Source organism: Pseudomonas sp. MYb60, assembly GCF_002979555.1.
Classification (GTDB): Bacteria; Pseudomonadota; Gammaproteobacteria; order Pseudomonadales; family Pseudomonadaceae; genus Aquipseudomonas.
Genome location: NZ_PCOZ01000004.1, coordinates 66374 through 86431 on the forward strand (window position 1 = coordinate 66374; position 20058 = coordinate 86431).

General features: G+C 63.2%; 25 protein-coding genes. 7 read left to right on the forward strand and 18 right to left on the reverse strand.

All coding sequences use genetic code 11. From position 1 onward, the window contains the following. Positions 1-34 precede the first annotated feature (34 nt). Entirely contained in the window at positions 35-1039 is a 1005-nt protein-coding gene (locus CQ041_RS08015) for a sulfate ABC transporter substrate-binding protein (RefSeq protein ID WP_105522281.1), read from the forward strand. Between the two features lie 239 nt (positions 1040-1278). Next, complete coding sequence (locus CQ041_RS08020; protein WP_105522282.1) at positions 1279-2475, forward strand: MFS transporter; 1197 nt, start codon at positions 1279-1281, stop codon at positions 2473-2475. A 64-nt stretch (positions 2476-2539) separates the two neighbouring features. Here the strand turns inward: CQ041_RS08020 and CQ041_RS08025 are convergent, their stop codons facing one another. Beyond that, a complete protein-coding gene (locus CQ041_RS08025; RefSeq protein ID WP_105522283.1) occupies positions 2540-2944 on the reverse strand; it encodes a type II toxin-antitoxin system HicB family antitoxin in 405 nt (134 codons plus the stop codon). Between the two features lie 290 nt (positions 2945-3234). Between CQ041_RS08025 and CQ041_RS08030 the strand changes: the two genes are divergently transcribed. Further along, positions 3235-4116, forward strand: coding sequence for a LysR family transcriptional regulator (locus CQ041_RS08030; RefSeq protein ID WP_105522284.1), 882 nt, complete (start codon positions 3235-3237; stop codon positions 4114-4116). Here the strand turns inward: CQ041_RS08030 and phnN are convergent. From phnN to ccmA, 11 genes are all read right to left on the reverse strand, one after another. Next, the gene (gene phnN / locus CQ041_RS08035; protein ID WP_105522285.1) at positions 4113-4667 is read right to left on the reverse strand and encodes a phosphonate metabolism protein/1,5-bisphosphokinase (PRPP-forming) PhnN; all 555 of its coding nucleotides are present in this window, start codon (positions 4665-4667) and stop codon (positions 4113-4115) included. The genes CQ041_RS08030 and phnN overlap by 4 nt on opposite strands. A 134-nt stretch (positions 4668-4801) precedes the next feature. Next, complete coding sequence (locus CQ041_RS08040; RefSeq protein WP_105522286.1) at positions 4802-5200, reverse strand: hypothetical protein; 399 nt, start codon at positions 5198-5200, stop codon at positions 4802-4804. Between the two features lie 16 nt (positions 5201-5216). Next, the gene (ccmI, locus tag CQ041_RS08045) at positions 5217-6401 is read right to left on the reverse strand and encodes a c-type cytochrome biogenesis protein CcmI (protein ID WP_105522287.1); all 1185 of its coding nucleotides are present in this window, start codon (positions 6399-6401) and stop codon (positions 5217-5219) included. Then, complete coding sequence (locus CQ041_RS08050; RefSeq protein ID WP_105522288.1) at positions 6394-6867, reverse strand: cytochrome c-type biogenesis protein; 474 nt, start codon at positions 6865-6867, stop codon at positions 6394-6396. The genes ccmI and CQ041_RS08050 overlap by 8 nt, the downstream gene beginning before the upstream one ends. Next, positions 6864-7400: a DsbE family thiol:disulfide interchange protein gene (locus tag CQ041_RS08055; RefSeq protein WP_105522289.1), complete on the reverse strand. Its 537-nt coding sequence runs from the start codon at positions 7398-7400 to the stop codon at positions 6864-6866. Before CQ041_RS08055 ends, CQ041_RS08050 begins: the two co-directional genes overlap by 4 nt. Further along, on the reverse strand, positions 7397-9385 hold the full coding sequence (locus CQ041_RS08060; protein ID WP_105522290.1) for a heme lyase CcmF/NrfE family subunit: 1989 nt from the start codon (positions 9383-9385) through the stop codon (positions 7397-7399). Before CQ041_RS08060 ends, CQ041_RS08055 begins: the two co-directional genes overlap by 4 nt. Before the next feature lie 3 nt (positions 9386-9388). Further along, positions 9389-9844, reverse strand: coding sequence for a cytochrome c maturation protein CcmE (gene ccmE, locus CQ041_RS08065; protein WP_105522291.1), 456 nt, complete (start codon positions 9842-9844; stop codon positions 9389-9391). After that, positions 9841-10017: a heme exporter protein CcmD gene (ccmD, locus tag CQ041_RS08070; RefSeq protein ID WP_105522292.1), complete on the reverse strand. Its 177-nt coding sequence runs from the start codon at positions 10015-10017 to the stop codon at positions 9841-9843. Before ccmD ends, ccmE begins: the two co-directional genes overlap by 4 nt. Then, positions 10014-10769 (reverse strand): heme ABC transporter permease, encoded by a 756-nt coding sequence (locus tag CQ041_RS08075; RefSeq protein WP_105522293.1) that lies wholly within the window; start codon positions 10767-10769, stop codon positions 10014-10016. Before CQ041_RS08075 ends, ccmD begins: the two co-directional genes overlap by 4 nt. 81 nt (positions 10770-10850) lie before the next feature. Beyond that, entirely contained in the window at positions 10851-11519 is a 669-nt protein-coding gene (gene ccmB, locus CQ041_RS08080; RefSeq protein ID WP_105522577.1) for a heme exporter protein CcmB, read from the reverse strand. Beyond that, complete coding sequence (gene ccmA / locus CQ041_RS08085) at positions 11516-12151, reverse strand: cytochrome c biogenesis heme-transporting ATPase CcmA (protein WP_105522294.1); 636 nt, start codon at positions 12149-12151, stop codon at positions 11516-11518. The genes ccmB and ccmA overlap by 4 nt, the downstream gene beginning before the upstream one ends. Before the next feature lie 200 nt (positions 12152-12351). Between ccmA and CQ041_RS08090 the strand changes: the two genes are divergently transcribed. Both CQ041_RS08090 and CQ041_RS08095 read left to right on the forward strand, forming a co-directional pair. After that, positions 12352-13929: a flagellar hook-length control protein FliK gene (locus CQ041_RS08090; RefSeq protein ID WP_105522295.1), complete on the forward strand. Its 1578-nt coding sequence runs from the start codon at positions 12352-12354 to the stop codon at positions 13927-13929. Continuing rightward, a complete protein-coding gene (locus CQ041_RS08095; RefSeq protein ID WP_105522296.1) occupies positions 13926-14255 on the forward strand; it encodes an EscU/YscU/HrcU family type III secretion system export apparatus switch protein in 330 nt (109 codons plus the stop codon). The genes CQ041_RS08090 and CQ041_RS08095 overlap by 4 nt, the downstream gene beginning before the upstream one ends. 1 nt (position 14256) lies before the next feature. Here CQ041_RS08095 and CQ041_RS08100 read toward each other — a convergent pair whose 3' ends face one another. The 3 genes from CQ041_RS08100 to moaB all read right to left on the reverse strand — a co-directional run bounded on the left by CQ041_RS08100 (position 14257) and on the right by moaB (position 17383). Beyond that, positions 14257-15498 carry a hypothetical protein gene (locus CQ041_RS08100; RefSeq protein ID WP_105522297.1) on the reverse strand — a complete coding sequence of 414 codons (1242 nt, stop codon included), beginning with the start codon at positions 15496-15498 and terminating at the stop codon, positions 14257-14259. A 135-nt stretch (positions 15499-15633) separates the two neighbouring features. Then, a complete protein-coding gene (glp, locus tag CQ041_RS08105) occupies positions 15634-16860 on the reverse strand; it encodes a gephyrin-like molybdotransferase Glp (RefSeq protein ID WP_105522298.1) in 1227 nt (408 codons plus the stop codon). Further along, complete coding sequence (moaB, locus tag CQ041_RS08110; RefSeq protein ID WP_105522299.1) at positions 16844-17383, reverse strand: molybdenum cofactor biosynthesis protein B; 540 nt, start codon at positions 17381-17383, stop codon at positions 16844-16846. Before moaB ends, glp begins: the two co-directional genes overlap by 17 nt. 76 nt (positions 17384-17459) lie before the next feature. Here moaB and mobA point away from each other — a divergent pair, with 76 nt between their 5' ends. Together mobA and CQ041_RS08120 are read left to right on the forward strand one after the other, a co-directional pair. Continuing rightward, entirely contained in the window at positions 17460-18062 is a 603-nt protein-coding gene (gene mobA / locus CQ041_RS08115; RefSeq protein WP_105522300.1) for a molybdenum cofactor guanylyltransferase MobA, read from the forward strand. Between the two features lie 80 nt (positions 18063-18142). After that, a complete protein-coding gene (locus CQ041_RS08120; protein ID WP_065877956.1) occupies positions 18143-18364 on the forward strand; it encodes a YgdI/YgdR family lipoprotein in 222 nt (73 codons plus the stop codon). A 55-nt stretch (positions 18365-18419) separates the two neighbouring features. Here the strand turns inward: CQ041_RS08120 and CQ041_RS08125 are convergent, their stop codons facing one another. The 3 genes from CQ041_RS08125 to CQ041_RS08135 all read right to left on the reverse strand — a co-directional run bounded on the left by CQ041_RS08125 (position 18420) and on the right by CQ041_RS08135 (position 20029). Beyond that, positions 18420-19310: a pseudouridine synthase gene (locus CQ041_RS08125; RefSeq protein WP_105522578.1), complete on the reverse strand. Its 891-nt coding sequence runs from the start codon at positions 19308-19310 to the stop codon at positions 18420-18422. Positions 19311-19382: 72 nt separating this feature from the next. Beyond that, positions 19383-19718, reverse strand: a complete 336-nt coding sequence (locus tag CQ041_RS08130) for a transcriptional regulator (protein ID WP_105522301.1) — start codon at positions 19716-19718, stop codon at positions 19383-19385. A 74-nt stretch (positions 19719-19792) separates the two neighbouring features. Further along, complete coding sequence (locus CQ041_RS08135; protein ID WP_105522302.1) at positions 19793-20029, reverse strand: glutaredoxin family protein; 237 nt, start codon at positions 20027-20029, stop codon at positions 19793-19795. Positions 20030-20058: the final 29 nt, after the last annotated feature.

Here is a 20058-nt window from a genome sequence, read left to right on the forward strand (position 1 = left end):
TCCAGCCACCTTCTCGAACAACAAGGAATGAGCAGTGAAAAAACTCGTAAGCGCCTCCCTACTGGCCGCCGGCCTTGCCCTGGCGGGCGCCGTCCAGGCCGCCCCCGTGACACTGCTCAACGTCTCCTACGACGTGATGCGCGATTTCTACAAGGACTACAACGCGGCCTTCCAGAAGCACTGGGATGCCGAGCACCCGAATGACAAGCTGACCTTGCAGATGTCCTTTGGTGGCTCCAGCAAACAAGCGCGTTCGGTGATCGACGGCCTGCCGGCTGACGTCATCACCATGAACATGGCCACCGACATCAATGCCCTGGTCGACAATGGCAAACTGGTGCCGGACAACTGGGTCACCCGCCTGCCGAACAACAGTGCGCCCTTCACGTCAGCCACCGTGTTCATCGTGCGCAAGGGCAACCCCAAGGCCCTGAAAGACTGGCCGGACCTGTTGAAAGACGGCGTGCAAGTGATCGTGCCCAACCCGAAGACCTCGGGTAACGGCCGCTACACCTACCTGTCAGCCTGGGGCTATGTCCTGAAGAACGGCGGCGACGAAAACAAGGCCAAGGCGTTCGTTGGCAAACTGTTCAAACAGGCGCCGGTGCTGGATACCGGTGGCCGCGCGGCCACCACGACCTTCATGACCAACCAGATCGGCGACGTGCTGGTGACCTTTGAAAACGAAGCGGAAATGATCGCCCGTGAATTCGGCCGTGATCAGTTCGAAGTGATCTACCCAAGCGTCTCCGCCGAGGCTGAGCCGCCGGTGTCGGTGGTCGACAAAGTGGTCGACAAGAAAGGCACCCGCGCAGCAGCCGAGGACTACCTGAAGTACCTGTGGTCACCGGAAGGCCAGGAAATCGCGGCCAACAACTACCTGCGTCCACGTGACCCGAAAGTGCTGGCCAAGTACACCGATCGCTTTCCGAAAGTCGACTTCCTGTCGGTAGAGAAGACCTTCGGCGACTGGCGTACCGTGCAGAAAACCCATTTCAACGATGGTGGTGTGTTCGACCAGATCTACTCCGGTCAGTAACTAATTACTGCGGTAAAAAAGTGGGAGGGGGCTCGCCCCCGATAGCGGTGTATCAGTTGGAATAGCCTCCACTGACCCACGGCCATCGGGAGCAAGCCCCCTCCCACATTGGTTTCTGCGCACAGATGTTTCTGAATGTATCATTGCCAGGCATGAGAGTTATCACTGCCAGCGGCCTACTCGAGCTCCGGTGTTGGCTTTAGGCTCGCTCCACTTTCATTCGCCTTAATGAGAACACCATGAACCCTACGTCCCCCGCTACCACCACCCTGACCCGAGGCATGGTGATGCTGTTTGCGTTTTGCTGCGGCGCCATCGTTGCCAACATCTACTACGCGCAGCCGATCATCGAGCTGATCGCACCCGACATCGGCCTCACCCCGGCCATGGCCAGCCTGATCGTGTCGTTGACGCAAATCGGCTACGCGCTTGGCCTGTTCTTCCTGGTGCCCCTGGGTGACTTGCTGGAAAACCGCAAACTGATGATCAGCACCACGGTGCTCGCCATCGCCAGCCTGCTGGGTGCGGGATTTACCGAGCAACCGAACCTGTTCCTGCTGGTGTCGCTGTTGATCGGTTTCAGCTCGGTGTCGGTGCAGATCCTGATTCCGCTGGCCGCGCACCTGGCGCCCGCCGAATCCCGAGGGCGTGTGGTGGGCAGCATCATGGGCGGCCTGTTGCTCGGCATCCTGCTGGCACGACCCGTCTCCAGCGTGGTGGCGGATCACTTCGGCTGGCGTGCGATGTTCATGGCGGCCGCAGCATTGATGGCGTTCATCAGCGTGGTGTTGCTGCTGACCATCCCCAAGCGCCAGCCCGACCACAGCGCCACCTACGGCCAGTTGCTGCGCTCGCTCGGCACCTTGCTGCGCCAACAGCCGGTACTGCGCCAGCGTGCGTTCTACCAGGGCTGCATGTTTGCCACCTTCAGCCTGTTCTGGACCGCTGCCCCACTGGAGCTGGTGCGTAACCACGGCCTGAGCCAGACCCAGATCGCGATCTTCGCCCTGGTGGGCGCCATCGGTGCCATCGCCGCGCCCATCGCCGGTCGCCTGGCCGATGCGGGCCACACTCACCGTGCGTCGCTGCTGGCCATGCTGTTTGGTGCGTTGAGCTTCCTGCCGGCCTTCGTCCACCCGCTGTACAGCGTGATCGGCCTGGCCGTCACCGGCGTGGTCCTGGACTTCTGCGTGCAAATGAACATGGTCCTCGGCCAGCGCGCCGTCTATGCCCTCGACGCCAACAGCCGCAGCCGTCTGAATGCGCTGTACATGACCAGCATCTTCATCGGCGGCGCGTTCGGTTCGGCGATTGCCAGCAGCGTGTACGAACACGGCGGCTGGCTGGGCGTGATGCTGGTGGGCAGCGCGTTTCCCTTGCTGGCGTTGCTGCGGTTCCTCAGTGCCTCGCGCCAAGCCACCCCGGTTGTGGCCTGAACCCATCAACCTGTCGAATAACCTGTGGCGAAGGCGCGTGCCCCCTCGCCACAGTGGTGGGATGTCAAGAACGCACCAACTTCTCCAAAGCCGCGTCCGCCAGAAATGACGAGCGGCTTTTCACCTTGTGCTCGCGCACGTAGCGGTCGATACGCTGGATGACATAACCGGGCAAGGTCACATTGACCTTCTCGGTCTTGCCCAGATAAGGCGTAACGTCCAGCTCCAACATGCCCCAGCCCATGCCTGCGTAGTCTTCGTGGGCATGGTGGTGGGCCACAGAGCTTGGCATCGGAATCGGCCTGCCCTTTGCGGCCATTGCTTGCAGCATGATGTGCGCGACTTCCACGGCGGCGTTGTACGCCTCCTCAAAGCTATCCCCGGCAGTCGCGGCGCCTGGAATGTCGGGGATCTGAATGCCGGTGGCGGTGAAGTCATCGCCCCATTCGATAGAGATCGGGTACTGCATGAATGCTCTCCTTAAAACTCAAACAAACCAGCACGTTTCCGGATGCTTCTCACCGTACCCAGCCCGCGTCTTGCAGCGCCTTGATCAATAACCTGCTTTGCACCACTGCCTCCTTGGCTGGCTCGAAAAAAGTAACTCTAGAGTTATCTTTGCTCAAGCACATAACCCCCAAGTCTGACTGATGGCTATTTTACAGAATGTTGAAAGCCACCCGCCTGCGCTGGAAAAGCATGACAGCTGCGGTTCATCACCTTAGGCTTGAGCGCCGCCGAGCTAAACAGGAACACCCGATGGACCGCCTTGCCGCCATGGAAACCTTTGTCCACGTGGTCGAAACCGGCTCGTTTTCCGCTGCGGCGAAGCGCCTGGGCATCGGCCAGCCCGCTGTGTCCAAGAGCATTGCGCAACTGGAGACACGCTTGGCGGTGCGATTGGTGCTGCGCTCTACGCGCGGTCTTGCGCCTACCGAGGCAGGCCTGGCGTTTTTCGAGAAAGCCAAGCGCGCTATTGATGAAGCCAACGCGGCCGACGACGCCGCGCGTGGCGCCGGTGCGGGGCTCAGCGGCAACCTGCGCATCAGTGCGTCGGTGACCTTCGCCCGCATGCACATCATTCCTCACCTCGGCGCCTTCCTGGCGCAGTACCCCGAACTGAAGGTGGACGTGGTCCTCGATGACCGCAGCCTCAACCTGGTGGAAGAAGGCATCGACGTCGCGCTGCGCATGGGCAACCTGGAGGACTCCAGCCTCACCGCTCGCAAGATCAGCGAATCGCCCTGCGTGATCCTGGGCACTCCCGCCTACTTCGAACGGTGCGGCGAGCCCTCGACACCGGCGGACCTGCTGCACCACGAAGCGATCATCTACACCCGGGGGGAAGGTTCACAGTGGGCCTTCTCTCAAGGCGAATCGGTGTATCCCGTCGTGGCCCACGGCCGGGTGCGAGTCACCGCGGCAGAGGGTGTGCGTGCGGCGGTGCTGAGTCATCTGGGGCTGACGTTGTCTTCTACGTGGATGTTCGCCCCGGAGTTGGCCAGCGGCGAGGTGAAGGCTGTGCTCTGCGACTGGAAACTGCCGGCGCGGGACCTGTGGGCGGTGTTCCCTACCGGCAGGATGGCGAGTGCCAAGGCGCGGGCGTTCGTGGACTTCGTCGAGCAGTTGTTGAACCCTTAGGCATCCAGAGTCTGCATCAAGCGCTCGACGCTCTCGGCCAACGGTCCGGAGTTATCCAGCACGAACAGCCCCGACGCATTGCCGCTGATCACCTCAGTGGTAAACCGCGCATTGCGCGCCAGGCGCTCTTCGATCTCGGCCAGCGATTCGCGCCCGCGCGCGATCAGGCGCTGGCGCAGCACGGCTTGATCCACTGTCAGCAGCAACACCCGCAGCGCCGGATAACGCGCGCGCGCGTGCGCCAGATGCGCTCGGGAGCCGTTGACCAACACGTCCCGCCCCGCCGCCAGCCACTCATCGATCACGGTGGGAATGCCATAGCTCAAGCCGTTGGCCTGCCAACTCAGGGCGAACGCACCGTCGGCCTGCATCGCGGCAAACTGCTCCGGGCTCACGCCTTGAGCCGCTTCACCGACGGCCTCCGCGGAGCGGGTGATGACGCGGCGCACAATGCAGCAACCGCGTTCGGCCAAGCGTGCGCGTGCGGCGTCCAACAGGCTGTCCTTGCCCGAGCCCGAGGGGCCGATGAGATAGATCAACCTGCCTGTCATCGAAAAACCTGTGTGTATTGCTCAAGGAAATTGCCGGGAAAGGATCTCATTGTAAGCGTTGGCTCGCCAGTGGTGGGAACGATCAGGAGCGTGTTTGACGGGCAAGAAAAAGGCGACCTGAAGGTCGCCTTGTGTCATTGCGCGTACTTTTTGCTCAACCCCGGCGGCACGCCCTGCACGTTGGTGTCTTCCCACGGGCCGTTCGGGCTGATGGAGCGGCTCCAGCCATTGCTCCAACGGTAGTAGGTGCGCTGGCGGTAGAAGGTGTCGGGCTGGTCTTCGAGCACGTAGACCTTCATGTTGCCGTCCCAGTGGCTCGCCGCTCCCGGTGGTGGGGCAAAGGTCGGCGACGAGGTTGGCACCGGTTTTTTCGGCGGTGCAGTCACCGGGGTGCTGGGCTTGGTGCTCGGCTGGGTCGACGGGCCCGAAGGCGGAATGGTCGGGCCCGTGGGCGCCGGAGGGGGCCGATGGACCGCACAAGCGCTCAGTCCCACTACCAGGCTGAGCAAGGTGATGCGTGCAAATGCGGTCATGGGCGTTTCCTCGAAATTACGGGTCCGGACTGTCGATGGTCAGCTGCTGCAAGGCAGTGGTGGTGCTGGCCAGGGGTGGGCTGCGGCCGATCCATTCGCCTGCGGTCGGAAGACCGGCCCGGGATATGCGCGCAACCAGTTGGACTTCGGCGAAGTTCGACAGTTTCAATTGCGGCATCATCGCGTCGGCATCGCCCAGTTCGACGGTGATCGGCAGCTCGGCAACCGTCACCCGCTTGGCCGCCAACGGCGCCGGAGGGCCCTGCACTGCGCGGGCAAAAATGAACACGCTGTCCGTCGGCAGGGCCTTGGCTTTCACCTCCGGCGCCAGGTCGACACGCACCTTCATCAGGGGTTTCTGCGCGACGCTGCCACCGCTTTCCTTGAGTTTCTGCGCCGCACGGTCAATGCCGCCTTGCAGCGCTGCACGGGAATTGTCTTGCGGCGGCAACTGGGCCAGCAGGCGATTCCAATAGTCGATCGCTTCCTGATAACGCTTGCCCTCGAAGGCCGCGATACCCAGCAGACCCAGGCTGGTGACTTCCTTCGGATCGAGCTTCAACGCTTCGTCCGTCAAGGCCTGGACCTTGGGCGACCACTGTTTGTTGTCGGCAAAGTACTGGGCCTGGGCCCACTGGCCAAGCAGTTCCGGCTGGCGCCCGGCCAGGGCGACCGTGCGTTCGAAGACCTTCGCCGCGTCGGCAGAACGGTCCTGGGCCATGTAGGCACGGCCAAGGAAGTACAGGCCTTCGGCTGAGTCCGGCTGGGCGGCGGCGGCGCGTTCCAGGCGGTGGGTCATGTCTTCCATCGACACCGGCGGCTGGGAAAATTCGCGGGTCAGTTCGACCTTGTCGCTGGCACCGAAATGCAGATACAAACCCAACCCCAGCACCGGCACGAGCACCGCGGCCAACAACGGCAGCGGTTTGCCCAGGCGCGATTCGCGAGGCTTTTCCACGCCTTCGGTATCCGCCAGCAATTCGCGGGCGGCTTCGGCGCGGCCGGTGTCGAGTTGGGCGGCATTGAGCACGCCTTCGGCTTGCTGCACTTGCAGCTCGGCGACACGCTCCTGGTACAGCGCGACGTTCAGCGCGGTGCGGTCCTCTTCGCGCTGGGCACGGCGGCCGCGCAGTACAGGGATCAGCAGGAAACTCAGGGCAATCAAAAGCAGCAAGCCGGCTGCGAGCCAGAAATCAATCATCAGTCTTGGTGTCCAGCAAGTGGTCGAGACGTTTGCGCTCTTCGGGGGACAGCGCGTCGGAGCCGTCAGTCGGTGCAGCGCGGCGGCGGCGCACGATCACGGCCATCACCACCACGCCGGCCAGCAACAGCCCGGCGGGGCCGAACCAGAGCAGTGCGGTCTTGCCGGTGAGCGCGGGTTTGTAGCGCACGAAATCACCGTAGCGGTCGACCATGAAGTCGATGATCTGCTGGTTGTCCTTGCCTTCACCCAGCATGCGGAAGATCTCTCGGCGCAGGTCAGTGGCGATGGGGGCGTTGGAGTCGGCGATGTCCTGGTTCTGGCACTTGGGACAGCGCAGCTCCTTGGTCAACTCGCGGAAGCGTTCGCGGTCCGTGTCGTTGGCGAATTCGTAGGTGTCGATGGCGGCGTGGGCCACACCGGCCAGGCCCAGGGCCAATACTGCAGCGGCTAACAGACGCTTCATGGCGTGGCCTCGTCGACCAGCGCCTGGTACTTGGCGGCCAGTTGCTCGCGCCACACCACTTCGTCGATCACGCCGACGTACTTGTCGCGGATCACACCCTTGGCATCGATGAAGAAGGTTTCCGGCGCGCCGTACACGCCGAGGTTGAGGCCGAGGTTGCCGTCCTCATCGCGGATGTCCAACTGGTACGGGTTGTGGAACTCGGCCAGCCATTTCAGCGCGGCGGCGTTGTCGTCTTTGTAGTTGATGCCGTAGATCACCACGCCGCGCTCGGCGAGCGTGTTGAGCACCGGGTGTTCGACGCGGCAGGAAATGCACCAGGTGCCCCACACGTTGACCAGCGCCGGCTTGCCCAGCAGGTCGGCCTGGGTCAGGGTTTTATCGCCCTGCACCGTTGGCAACGAAAACGCCGGGAACGGCTTGCCGATCATCGCCGAAGGCAGCTCGGCCGGGTCCAGATACAAACCGCGATACAGGAACACCGCCACCACCAGGAATGCCGCCAGCGGCAATACCATCAACCAACGCTTCATACCGCCGCTCCCTGCATGCCCAGCGCTTCCCGCACCCGGCTCTTGACCTTGACCCGATAACGTCGGTCCAGCGCCGCCAGCAAACCACCGAAACCGGTGAGCAGGCCGCCGAACCAGATCCAGCGCACAAACGGCTTGACGTGAACCCGCACCGCCCAGGCGCCCTCGCCTAGCGGTTCACCCAGGGCCACATACAGGTCGCGGGTGAACCCCGCGTCGATACCGGCCTCGGTCATCATCGAACTCTGTACGGTGTACAGGCGTTTTTCCGGGTGCAGCACCGCGATTTCCTTACCGTTGCGGACGACGCGCACGGTGCCTTTGTCCGAGGTGAAATTCGGCCCCTCGAAGTGCTTGGCGCCTTCGAAGATGAAGTGGTAACCGGCTAGGTCCATGGACTCGCCCGGTGCCAGGCGCAGGTCGCGTTCAGCGCTGTTCTGGCTGGAGAGCACCACGCCGAGGGCACACACGGCGATGCCGATATGGGCGATCTGCATGCCCCAGTAGCTGCGGGTCAGGCTCGGCAGGCCCTTGATCAGGCCCTTGTGGCGGGTCTTGTCGACGATGTCACGCACGCCGGCCAGCAATACCCAGGCGGCAAGCAGGAAGGTGGCGAGCACCGCCCAGTTGAAGTCGCCATAAGCGATGCCGGCGATCACCGCCAGGGCCACACTGCCCAACAGCACCGGCATCAGCATGCCGGCCAGCCATTTCACTGGTGTGTCTTTCCAGCGCACCAGCACGCCGACGGCCATCACCACCATCAACAGGCCCATCAATGGAATAAACAACGCGTTGAAGTACGGCGGGCCGACGGACAGCTTGGCGCCGCTCAGCGCATCCAGCACCAGCGGGTACAGGGTACCGAGCAGAATCATCGACGCCGCCACTACCAGTACCAGGTTATTGCCCAGCAACAGGGTTTCGCGCGACCACAGGTTGAAACCGACCTGGCTCTTGACCACCGGCGCGCGCAAGGCGAACAGGGTCAGGGAGCCGCCGACCACGAACAGCAGGAAGATCAGGATGAAGACGCCGCGCTCCGGGTCGGACGCGAACGCGTGGACCGAAGTCAAAACACCCGAACGCACGAGGAACGTGCCGAGCAGGCTGAGGGAAAACGCTGCAATCGCCAGCAACACCGTCCAGCTCTTGAACACGCCGCGTTTTTCCGTGACCGCCAGCGAGTGAATCAACGCCGTGCCCACCAGCCAGGGCATGAACGAGGCGTTTTCCACCGGGTCCCAGAACCACCAGCCACCCCAGCCGAGTTCGTAGTAGGCCCACCATGAACCCAGGGTGATGCCGATGCCGAGGAAGGCCCAGGCGACGATGGTCCATGGACGCGACCAGCGCGCCCAGGCCGCATCCAGGCGCCCACCGAGCAAGGCCGCGATGGCGAAGGCAAAGGCCACCGAGAAACCCACGTAACCCATGTAGAGCATCGGCGGGTGCACGATCAGGCCGATGTCCTGCAGCAGCGGGTTGAGGTCGTGCCCGTCCGCCGGGATCTGCGGCAGGATGCGGCTGAACGGGTTGGACGTCATGATCAGGAACAGCAGGAAACCGATGCTGATCATGCCCATCACTGCCAGCACGCGCGCCAGCATGACTTGCGGCAGTTGCCGGGAGAACACCGACACCGCGAAGGTCCAACCGCCGAGGATCAATGCCCAGAGCAGCAGCGACCCTTCGTGGGCGCCCCACACGGCGCTGAACTTGTAGTACCAGGGCAAGGCGCTGTTGGAGTTGTTCGCCACATACGCGACGGAAAAGTCGTCAGTCATGAAGGCGTAGGTCAGGCAGCCAAATGCGAACAACAGGAACGCAAACTGGCCCCAGGCGGCGGGCTGCGCCAGGCTCATCCACAAGCGGTCGCCGCGCCAGGCGCCGAGCAGCGGCACCACGGCTTGCACGATGGCAAAGCACAAGGCGAGGATCATCGCCAACTGGCCCAACTCCGGAATAAACAATGCGGACGTCATCACTCAGCCCTCCTTGGCAGGGGTTGGCGCGGATTGACCGCTGTCTTTCAGGGCTTTGGTGACTTCCGGCGGCATGTATTTCTCATCGTGCTTGGCCAGCACTTCATCGGCCACTACCACGCCGTCGGCGTTGAGCTTGCCGAGGGCGACGATGCCCTGGCCTTCGCGGAACAGGTCCGGGAGGATGCCGCGGTAACTGATGGTCACGGACTTGCTGAAGTCCGTGACTGCAAAGGTCACGTCGAGGGAGTCGCCGGAGCGTTTCAACGAGCCCTTCTCCACCATGCCGCCAGCGCGGATGCGCGTGTCCACCGGCGCTTCGCCATTGGCGATCTGGGTCGGGGTGTAGAACAGGTTGATGTTCTGCTGCAAGGCACTCAAGGCCAGGGCCACGGCAATACCGACGCCGGCCAGGATGGCCAGGATGATCAACAGACGCTTTCTACGCAGCGGATTCACTTTTCGCTCTCCCGGCGCAGACGACGCGCCTCTTGTTGCAGGTAACGCTTGCGGGCCAGGATCGGCGCGGCGACGTTGAGGGCCAGCACCGCCAGGCAGATGCCATAGGCCGTCCAGACGTACAGGCCGTGATGGCCCATGGCGAGAAACTCGCTGAAAGAAGCAAAACTCATGCGCGCGCTCCCAGGCTGTTTTGCACTTCGGCCTTGACCCAACTGGCGCGGGCTTCACGCTTGAGCACTTCAAGGCGCATGCGCAGCAGCAGCACGGCGCCGAAGAAGCAGTAGAAACCCAGCACCATCAGCAGCAACGGCGCCCACATTTCGACAGGCATCGCTGGTTTTTCGGTGAGGGTGAAGGTGGCGCCCTGGTGCAGGGTGTTCCACCACTCCACGGAGTATTTGATGATCGGGATGTTGATCACGCCGACAATCGCCAGCACCGCGCAGGCCTTGGCGGCGCTGTCACGATTACTGATCGCGTTGCCCAGGGCAATGAGTCCGAAGTACAGGAACAGCAGGATCAACATCGACGTTAGTCGCGCATCCCACACCCACCACGAGCCCCAGGTCGGTTTGCCCCAGATCGCCCCGGTGACGAGTGCCACGGCGGTCATCCAGGCACCGATCGGCGCGGCGCATTGCAGGGCGACGTCGGCGAGTTTCATCTTCCACACGAGGCCGACGATGCCACACACCGCCAGCATCACGTAGCAGGACTGGGCCAGCATCGCGGCAGGCACGTGGATATAGATGATGCGAAAGCTATTGCCTTGCTGGTAGTCGGGCGGCGCGAACGCCAGGCCCCAGACCAGACCGGTGCCGATCAGCAGCACGGCGGAGAGGCTCAACCACGGCAGCAGCTTGCCGCTGATGCCGTAGAACCATTTGGGCGAGCCGAGCTTGTGAAACCAGGTCCAGTTCATTGCTGTTTCCATCACGGGTGCGGCTTGTCGGTGCAAGCCGCTCAGGGTCTTTACTGGCCAAGGGTAGTCGGCCAGACCTCATTATTCGCCGACGCTGATCTTCAGGCCGGCGGCTATAGCAAACGGTGTCAGGGTTATCGCCAGGGCGGTCAGGCTGCCCAGCCACAGAAGGTAGCCAGTCGCCGGCATGCCCATGAGCGCGGCTTGCAAGGCGCCGCTGCCCAGGATCAACACCGGAATATACAAAGGCAGGATCAACAGGGCCAGCAACAGGCCTCCGCGTTTCAGTCCCACGGTCAACGCCGCGCCCACAGCGCCCAGCAGGCTCAGGACCGGCGTGCCGAGCAACAGGCTCAGCAGGAGGATCGGCAGGCACTCGACGGGCAGGCCCAGCATCATCGCCAGAAGCGGCGAGAGCAAGACCAGCGCGAGCCCGGAAAACGCCCAGTGTGCCAGCACTTTGGCCAATACCAGAAGGGGCAACGGGTGTGACGAAAGGACCCACTGTTCGAGGGAACCGTCTTCGAAATCACTGCGAAACAGCCCGTCCAGTGACAGCAGCACCGACAACAACGCAGCCACCCACACCAAACCTGGGGACAAGGTTTGCAACAGTTTAGTCTCGGGGCCCACCGCCAACGGGAACAGCGCGATCACGATGGCGAAGAACACCAGCGGGTTGGCCAGTTCGGCCGGGCGACGGCACAACAGCCGTGCTTCGCGGGCAACCAACAGGGCAAAGACACTCATGCCGGCCACCGGCCCAGATCAAGATCGCGGTAACCGATGGGCGTGCGTGTCAGGCTGTGGTGGGTGGTGAGGACGACCAGGCCGCCCTGTTCGCAATGTCGAGCCAGGTGCTCTTCCAACTGGGCAACACCTTGTTTGTCGAGGGCGGTGAAGGGTTCGTCGAGAATCCACAGCGGCGGCCCCGGCAGATACAAACGCGCGAGGGCCACGCGGCGCTGCTGGCCGGCGGACAGGGTGTGGCACGGCACGTCTTCAAAACCCTTGAGGCCGACGGCGGCCAGGGCCTGCCAGATCGCATCGCGGGATGCAGGATGATGCAGGGCGCTGAGCCAACTGAGGTTTTCCTCGGCGGTGAGCACGTCCTTGATGCCGGCAGCGTGGCCGATCCACACGAGGTTGCGCGCCAGTTCAGTGCGTTGTTCAGCCAAGGGTTTGCCATTGAGTCGAACTTCGCCGGCCGTCGGCTGCATCAACCCGGCCAGCAGGCGCAGCAAGCTGGTCTTGCCGCTGCCGTTGGGGCCGCTGATCTGCACCATGTCGCCGCCCGCCAGCCGCAGTTCGAGGTGTTCGAACAGCAGGCGCAGGTCGCGTTCACAGGAGAGCGCTACGGCTTCAAGAAGAGGGCTGGTCAAAAGATCGCGGGCCTTTACGGTTCAAGTCGGCGGTGCAGCGGCCGTTAAAGAGAGATGCACAATAACGGCTTTGGCGACCGATTTTAGAGAGCTGGATCAAATAGTTGTGAGGTTTTGCGCGCTCTCTTTGCAGACGGGCGGCATTATACATGCGATGCCCTACTCTAAAGAGGGCAATTTCCTTCAAGACGGCGTGAACGATGACCGGCGAGATCAACCTTCCTGTGCTTCCACCGGCCCCGGCCACCGGGCCCAGCCCTGCGCCTGCCGCCGGAGAATTGCTGAAACTGCTGGAGCCACAGATTGGCTTGATCACGCCGGGGAAAACCGTGAATGCGGAGGTGATTGCCCTCAAGCAAGGCGGTGAAGCCTTCCAGCTGCTGCTCAAGCTGACCCTGGAAGGCGGCCGCCAGACCCTGGTGCAGGCCAGCAGCGCCCAGCCCTTGCCACTGGGCAGCAACGTCGCGGTGAGCCAGACGCCCGCCGGCAACCTGACCCTGAGCCTGCAACAGGCGTTAAGCGCCAATGTGGCCGCCCTCACCCGCATCGATACCGCCAAAATCCCTATCGGCACGCTGTTGCAGGCCAAGGTGTTGACCACCCAGATGTTGCCCCAGGGCACGGCGCAACCGGCCCTCTACCGCTCACTGGTGACGGTGCTCAATAACGCCCTGGCCAATGCGACGCTGACGCTGGAAAGTCCGCAACCGCTGCGGGTTGGCAGCTTGCTCAGCGCCGTGGTGCAGGACGCGCAGACCCTCAATTTCGTGCCGCTGAGCGGGCTCAAGGATCAACTGGCCGTCACCCAGCAACTCGCCACCCAGCAAAGCCGCCAAGGCTCGCTGGATGCGGTGTTCACGGCCTTGCAGAACCTGCCGCGCAACGAAAGCACCTCCGCCGAACTGCGCAGCGCCGCCGATCGTTTACTGGCGGCATTGCCGGACCTGGCCCAGGTCAGCAATCCCAAAGTGCTCGCGCAAGTGGTGCAAAACAGCGGCGCCTTCCTGGAGGCCAAACTGCTCGCCGGGCAGAACCCTGGGGTTCCACCGCTGGACATGAAAGGCGCCCTCTTGCGCCTGGTCGCCGACTTGCTGCCCGCCCTGCCCGCCAGCACCAACCTGAATGCCATCCTCGCTGCCAATACGCTGGCGCACGTGCTGCCCAACTTTGTACGCAGCCCGCTGAATACGCTGGGCCAAGTCAGCGCCCGGCAGACACCCGCAAGTTTCCCCCTGCCCGAACGGCTGATGGCGAAACTGGAAGGTGAAGGCGACCTGGAAAATCTGCTGCGCCTGGCCGCCGGTGCCATCTCGCGGTTGCAGAGCCATCAACTGTCGAGCCTGGAGCAAACCGGCACCACCGCCGATGGCCGCCTGCAGACCACCTGGCAACTGGAAATCCCCCTGCGCACCTTGCAGGACATCGTGCCGCTGCAGGTCAAGTTCCAGCGCGAGGAGCCTGCGCCAGACAAGGACCAGCCCGACCGCAAGGAGCGCAAGGACCCCAAGCAGATGCTCTGGCGCGTAGAGCTGGCCTTCGATATGGACCCGCTCGGGCCATTGCAGGTGCAGGCGCAACTGAGCCAGGGCAAGTTGTCCAGCCAGCTGTGGGCGGCGCGGGCCTTCACCGCCAGCTTGATCGAAAGCCACCTGGGCACCCTGCGCGAACGCCTGGTGAGCTCGGGCATCAACGTCGGCGACCTCGACTGCCACCTCGGCACCCCGCCGCGTGGCCCGAAAACCGGACTGGAGCAACGCTGGGTGGACGAAACCGCATGAAAAACCCGAGCCTACCGCGCCAGGCGATTGCCCTCAAGTACGACGGCCACCAGGCACCGACCCTGTCGGCCAAGGGCGATGATGCCTTGGCCGAAGCGATCCTCAAGCTGGCACGGGAACATGAAGTGCCGATCTATGAAAACGCCGAGCTGGTAAAACTGCTGGCGCGCATGGAGCTGGGTGACAGCATTCCCGAAGAGTTGTACCGCACCGTGGCGGAGATCATCGCGTTTGCCTGGACGCTGAAGGGCAAGTTCCCGATCGGGCACGACCCGGATGCCGGGCCCGTTGAACGCGACGTCACGGCGCGCGGCGACGACTACTGAATCAACCGGGCACTACCCCGGCCAGCACCCTTGCCCCCAGCGAGGTGACGACAGGTTTGCGCTGGGCATGTTGTTTCAGAGCCTCTTCGAAGGTCAGGCCCGTATAGGCGCCCAACGCTTCCCGAAATGCCGCCGCCTGTGCCGCTGGAAGCGGCGCCGTGAAGCGGTCGATGAACGGCGCATCGATCCGCGTGCCCCGCACCCGATTCACTTCCGCCTGGGCTGACTGCTTGTCCCACGTGGTGACCTTGTTGAAGCGTACCGGGTCCTGGATCACGAAATCCTTCGAGCCAGCGGCCCGCTTGGCCACGGGCACGTTACGGCTGCCGTCCCATTCCGACAGCGAGTATTCCTTGAGCGCACTGCCGCTGCCCTTGACCGACTCGACACTGGTGCCCCGATGCTCCAGGCCTGCCGTATAAAACTGGCTCAGTACATCGAAGTTCATCACTGCCTCATCCGTGCCGCGCTTGAGAATCCGACAGCACAAGGTGGCGAGGTCCACCTGGATATCGTGAAAGCGCAACCGAGGGGCGTCTGACAGCTTCTCCACATCCGCCATCTTGCTCTTGAAATCATTGGGCCACAGGTACAGCGCATCCCTTGTCAGCGGCTGCGCCAGGCGCTTTTCCATTGCGCCTGAAAATTGCTGGACCAACGCCGCCCCCTGATCATGGACCTGCAACATGCTCGTACCCGGCATACGGTCCTGGAGCATGTTTTTGACCGCATCGGTATTGAGCGCGAACTGGCCTTTGAGAAAAGTGGTCTTGCCCGCCGAGGGCGCACCGCGAACAATCGAGACATCGCTCGCCCGTGCCGGGGACGGATTCTGGAGGATGGACTTGAATTGCGTGAGGTAGGTGTCGGCCATCTGGGTGGTGAGGTTGGTCAGGATGTTCCCGTTGAGGCTCTCCACCTCGGGCAGCCAGACATCTTTCTGCCTCAGGGCCTGGGCCAGGGGCATCAGGCTTTTGTCGACGCCGGCCGGGTTGCTCCAGGCCATGCGTTCATTGTCTTGCAGGCGATGCAAACGCGCCGGGTCGCGGGTCAATGCCTGCCAGGAGGTAATGCTCGGGTCGGCGCGCATGCAGTCAAGGCGCTCGCGGAAGGTGTTGTCGCCAGGCGGCCTGTTGATCAAGACCTGTAACACGCTGCGGGCGTTACTGGAGCTGATTGGCAAGCCCGGTTGTTGCGCAGGCGTTGCAGCGGTGGGGCTGGGGGGTGTGGCGGGGATAGGCATGTGCGGTCCTCGAGTCGATCAGGACTTGGCAACTTAATGCCACTGCCAGGTTTTACTGATAGGACTTTTCCTGATCAGGCCCCGCCGATGCTGCACACTGCAGGCGCCGATTTACGGGCGCCTGCAGAGGGGTGATCAGTTCAGGACTTCGCTCAGCGGGATGAAATTGACCCGGTCGCCCGGCCCCAGCGTCGTGCCTTCCAGCACTTCCACGAAGCCCTCGGCCCACGCCGCGCTGCGCAGCACGCCGGAGCTCTGGTTGCGGTAGATGATCGCCTTGCCCTGCTCGATGCGCCCGCGCAGGTACTCACGGCGGTTGCCGGGTTTTGGCCACTCGAACCCTACGGGTACCTCGAAGCGCAACGGTGCAACGTTCTGCACCCCTTGGCGGCGCAGCAGGTAGGGCCGCGCCAACAACGCAAAGGTCACCAGGGTCGAGGCCGGGTTACCCGGCAGGCCGATCACCGGCACACCCCGCAAGTGACCGAACGTGAGCGGCTTGCCGGGTTTGATCGCCAGTTTCCACAGCGCCAATTCGCCCTCTTCACGCAGGGCGATGCCGAGGAAATCCGCCTCGCCTACAGACACGCCGCCTGTGGAGAGGATCAGGTCAACGTCGCCCAACCCCGCCAGGCGTGCGCGCGTCTGTTCCAGGTCATCGGGCAGGATGCCGGCGTCGATCACCTCGCAGCCCATGCGCGCCAGCCACGAGCACAGCACACGGCGGTTGCTGTTGTAGATCTGACCCGGGCCCAAGGGCAAGCCGGGCTCGATCAACTCGTCGCCGGTGGACAACACCGCCACCCGCGGGCGGCGAATTACGTTGAGCTGTTCACGGCCAAGTGAGGCGGCCAGCCCCAGCTCGATGGGTCCCAAGCGCGTGCCCGCGGTCAGGACCAAGTCGCCGACCGTGGTTTCCTGGCCCTGGGGGCGGATGTTCTGGCCGACGTGCAAGGCCTCGGTAAAACCCACGCGCTCGTCGGCGTGGACCACGGCATTTTCCTGCATTTCCACGCAATCGGCGCCTGCGGGCACCGGCGCGCCCGTGAAGATGCGCGCACAGGTGCCGGCGGCCAGAGGCAGCGGTGCCTGGCCGGCGAAGATACGCTGGCTGACGACCAGCGGCTCGCCGGTCCAGTCCGCCAGGCGCAGGGCATAGCCGTCCATGGCGCTGTTGGGCCAGGGCGGCAGATCGAGGCTGGAGACCAGGTCTTGCGCCAGCACGCGGCCGTCGCAGTCGGCCAAGGGCAGCGCTTGCTGCTCGCGAATCGGCGCGGCGTCGGCGAGGTCCAGCAGCTGTTGCAGCGCTTGCTCCACCGGCATCAGGGTGCCGGTCTTGCCAGGCTTACCCACGGGATTCACAGGGTGCGGCCTGTTTTAGATGCGGGACGAAATTGCACGGGCGATGACGGTTGTCGAGCTGCTCGCCGAGAATGCCGTCCCAGCCGGTGCGCACCGCGTTGGTGGAACCCGGCAGGCAGCACACCAGGGTGCCATTGGCCAGGCCGGCCAGGGCGCGCGATTGCACGGTAGAGGTGCCGATGTCGGCCACGGAGATCTGGCGGAACAATTCGCCAAAGCCATCGACCTGCTTGTCCAGCAGGCAACTCACGGCTTCAGGCGTGCTGTCGCGGCCGGTGAAGCCGGTGCCGCCGGTGATCAGCACCACTTGCACCACGTCTTCGGCGATCCAGTGGGCCACCTGGGCGCGGATCTTGTAGAGGTCGTCCTTGAGCAGCACGCGCTCGGCCAGGTGGTGACCGGCGGCGGTGAGGCGGTCGACGAAGACCTGGCCCGAGGTGTCGGTGTCGAGGGTGCGGGTGTCACTGACGGTCAGTACAGCGATATTCAGGGGTACGAAGGGCGCATCTGCCTTGGCTTTCATGGCACGGTCCGGTTGTCGAAGGAACAGCCCGATGTTATATCACAGCCCCCCCTTTGACTGCCGCTGCGGAACTGCCATGCCCATCGACTCACCCCCCCTGCCCTGTTCGGTGCTGTTGTTGTCCGGAGGACGCGGCCAGCGCATGGGCGGTCAGGACAAAGGCCTGCTGGCGTGGCGCGGTCAGCCGCTGATCAGCCATTTGCATGCACGGGTGCGACCGTTGACCGACGACCTGATCATCTCGTGCAACCGCAACCTGCAGCAGTACGCCGCCTATGCCGACCAACTGGTGAGCGACGACAGCCCGGACTTCCCCGGCCCACTCGCCGGCATCCGTGCCGGCCTTGGCGCCGCGCGGCACGAGCACCTGCTGATACTGCCGTGCGATGTGCCGCTGGTTGACGCAAGACTGCTCGCCGACCTGCGCCAGACGGCGCAACTCAACCCACGTTTGCCCGTGATGGTGCGCCATGGCGAGTTCTGGGAACCGCTGATTTGCGTGATCCCCACCTACCTGCGCAACGATGTGGAACGCGCCTGGGACGCTGGCGAGCGCAGCCCCCGCCGGATCTTCCTGCAACTGGGCGGCATTGGCCTGGAGTGCCCGGCGGATGATCCGCGCCTGGCCAACCTGAATACGCCAGAGCTGTTGCACCCAAGGTCGGGCGTGTCAGAATGAACCTCGCACAAGGAACTTTGTCGGCGCCTCGCGCGTCACAAGGTCAGCACTTAAAAAGAATTCTTTTGGAGACAACACCCATGACTCAACGGACCATCGCCGCTTTCATGCTTGCACTGGGCCTCGCCACCCTCGCCGGTTGCGCCTCGCCAACAGTGATCACCCTGAATGACGGTCGTGAAATCCAGGCCGTCGACACCCCTAAATACAACGAAGATTCGGGCTTCTACGAGTTCGAACAACTGGACGGCAAGCGCACCCGCATCAACAAGGATCAGGTCCGCACCGTCAAAGACCTGTAAGCCTCACGGCTTGCACCCAAGGCCCGCCCCGTGCGGGCCTTGTCGTTTCCGGGGTTTACCAGTCGAGCGTGATGCGGCTGTGGAAACGGCGTTCTTCGCCCGTCACCGGGTCGATAAAACGCACGCCCTGGGCCAACAGCTTGAGCGGGTTGGCGTAGTCGTCCACGGCGTCCTTGATCACGTCGGGGTAGAACGGATCGTTGCAGATACTCGCGCCGAGCGCCGTCATATGTACGCGCAACTGGTGCTTTTTGCCGGTCACCGGGAACAGGCCATAGCGCCAGAGATCCCCTTGTTTTTCCCGCACTTCCACGGCCGTTTCAGTGTTGCTCGTGCCCGGGCCTTCCTGCATGCGAAAGAACGGCTCGCCGTCCACCAGGCGGCTTTTATGCACCAGCGGGAACGTCAGCCCAGGCAGGGCCGGGGCGATAGCCTCGTAGTACTTATCGATCTTGCGGGTGGGAAACAGCTGCTGATACGCCGAACGCGTGGCTGGATTGGCCGAAAACAGCACCAACCCCGCCGTGTGCCGGTCGATGCGATGCAGGGGCACCAGCGCAGGGTTGTCGAGGCGGCGGATCAGGCGGCGCAGCAAGGTTTGCTCGACGTATTCACCGGCCGGCGTGACGGGCAGGAAGTGCGGCTTATCGGCGACGACCAGATGTTCATCCGCGTAGAGAATGGTCTCCTGCACAGGGATGACCTTCTCGTTCGGCACCTCGCGAAAGTAATAGATGCACAGGCCTTCCCTGTAGGCCAGGTCCAGGGCAATGGGGCTGCCGTTGATATCCAGCACGCGGCCACGGGCAATGCGGTCCAGCCAGTGCTCACGGCCGATCGCCGGGAAGTGCTCGCACAGGCAGTCGAGCACCGTCGCCCAAGGGCCAGGAGGTAAATACAACGTACTGGCTTGGTGTTCGGACGCAACAAAAACGGAAGTGGACATGCAGGTGCCAGTGCCTTGGGGAAACAGGCGGGCATTATCCCGCATGGAGCGGGATCGAGCCTAGGGCGAATCTCAGGCCTTCGCCAACTGGCTGCGCAGGATCGGCGAGGCGCTGGCGGCGTCGGTGAATTCCTTGAGCCAGCGCAGTACGTCCACCGCCTCCCAGCGGCCCGGATCGTAAAGTGCGTACATCAAGCCCTGGTAACCCACCACATCCAACTGCTTGTGGTAACCGGCGCGCTGGAACAATGCCTCGATCTCCGCAAAGCAGGTGTTGAAATGCACTTTGTTGAATGGCGTCTTGCCTTCCGTGACCAGGCCATCGAGGCGCAGCTCGTTCACCGCGTCGCGCACGACGTCGGCGGTCATGCGATTGACGCTGCTTTTCAATTGTTCAACATTCACCACGGGCGTTCCCTCTATTCAATCGCTGTACAAACATACAGTAACTTAATATTTGGAAACTCGCCATCGTGCAAAGGCTAGAGCAGGAAGGCGACCACCTGTTCAGTGTCGAACGGCCAGCCCAGTTCCGCCCCGGTATCTACCCGTCGAAGCACCGGAATCCTTAGGCCGTAGGCTTCGAACAGGGCTTCGGAATCGGCGATATCCACCAACTCCACCAACAGGCCATGTTCGACCAACGGCATGATTTCGGCTTCGGCAAGTTCGCACAGATGGCAGCCCAGGGTGGTGAACAACTGGCACTCGGGAGGCATGGGCAGTGACCTTATCGAAAGTAGGCCAT

Coding starts and splice junctions, on each gene's coding strand:
- phnN (WP_105522285.1), bottom strand. CDS start 4,667: ATGACAGGCAGGTTGATCTATCTCATCGGCCCCTCGGGCTCGGGCAAG.
- CQ041_RS08100 (WP_105522297.1), bottom strand. CDS start 15,498: ATGCCTATCCCCGCCACACCCCCCAGCCCCACCGCTGCAACGCCTGCG.
- CQ041_RS08120 (WP_065877956.1), top strand. CDS start 18,143: ATGACTCAACGGACCATCGCCGCTTTCATGCTTGCACTGGGCCTCGCC.
- CQ041_RS08020 (WP_105522282.1), top strand. CDS start 1,279: ATGAACCCTACGTCCCCCGCTACCACCACCCTGACCCGAGGCATGGTG.
- ccmI (WP_105522287.1), bottom strand. CDS start 6,401: ATGATTGATTTCTGGCTCGCAGCCGGCTTGCTGCTTTTGATTGCCCTG.
- CQ041_RS08095 (WP_105522296.1), top strand. CDS start 13,926: ATGAAAAACCCGAGCCTACCGCGCCAGGCGATTGCCCTCAAGTACGAC.
- CQ041_RS08125 (WP_105522578.1), bottom strand. CDS start 19,310: ATGTCCACTTCCGTTTTTGTTGCGTCCGAACACCAAGCCAGTACGTTG.
- CQ041_RS08060 (WP_105522290.1), bottom strand. CDS start 9,385: ATGACGTCCGCATTGTTTATTCCGGAGTTGGGCCAGTTGGCGATGATC.
- CQ041_RS08050 (WP_105522288.1), bottom strand. CDS start 6,867: ATGAAGCGTCTGTTAGCCGCTGCAGTATTGGCCCTGGGCCTGGCCGGT.
- CQ041_RS08055 (WP_105522289.1), bottom strand. CDS start 7,400: ATGAAGCGTTGGTTGATGGTATTGCCGCTGGCGGCATTCCTGGTGGTG.
- CQ041_RS08135 (WP_105522302.1), bottom strand. CDS start 20,029: ATGCCTCCCGAGTGCCAGTTGTTCACCACCCTGGGCTGCCATCTGTGC.
- mobA (WP_105522300.1), top strand. CDS start 17,460: ATGCCCATCGACTCACCCCCCCTGCCCTGTTCGGTGCTGTTGTTGTCC.
- CQ041_RS08040 (WP_105522286.1), bottom strand. CDS start 5,200: ATGACCGCATTTGCACGCATCACCTTGCTCAGCCTGGTAGTGGGACTG.
- ccmD (WP_105522292.1), bottom strand. CDS start 10,017: ATGAGTTTTGCTTCTTTCAGCGAGTTTCTCGCCATGGGCCATCACGGC.
- CQ041_RS08025 (WP_105522283.1), bottom strand. CDS start 2,944: ATGCAGTACCCGATCTCTATCGAATGGGGCGATGACTTCACCGCCACC.
- ccmB (WP_105522577.1), bottom strand. CDS start 11,519: ATGAGTGTCTTTGCCCTGTTGGTTGCCCGCGAAGCACGGCTGTTGTGC.
- CQ041_RS08030 (WP_105522284.1), top strand. CDS start 3,235: ATGGACCGCCTTGCCGCCATGGAAACCTTTGTCCACGTGGTCGAAACC.
- CQ041_RS08075 (WP_105522293.1), bottom strand. CDS start 10,769: ATGAACTGGACCTGGTTTCACAAGCTCGGCTCGCCCAAATGGTTCTAC.
- CQ041_RS08090 (WP_105522295.1), top strand. CDS start 12,352: ATGACCGGCGAGATCAACCTTCCTGTGCTTCCACCGGCCCCGGCCACC.
- moaB (WP_105522299.1), bottom strand. CDS start 17,383: ATGAAAGCCAAGGCAGATGCGCCCTTCGTACCCCTGAATATCGCTGTA.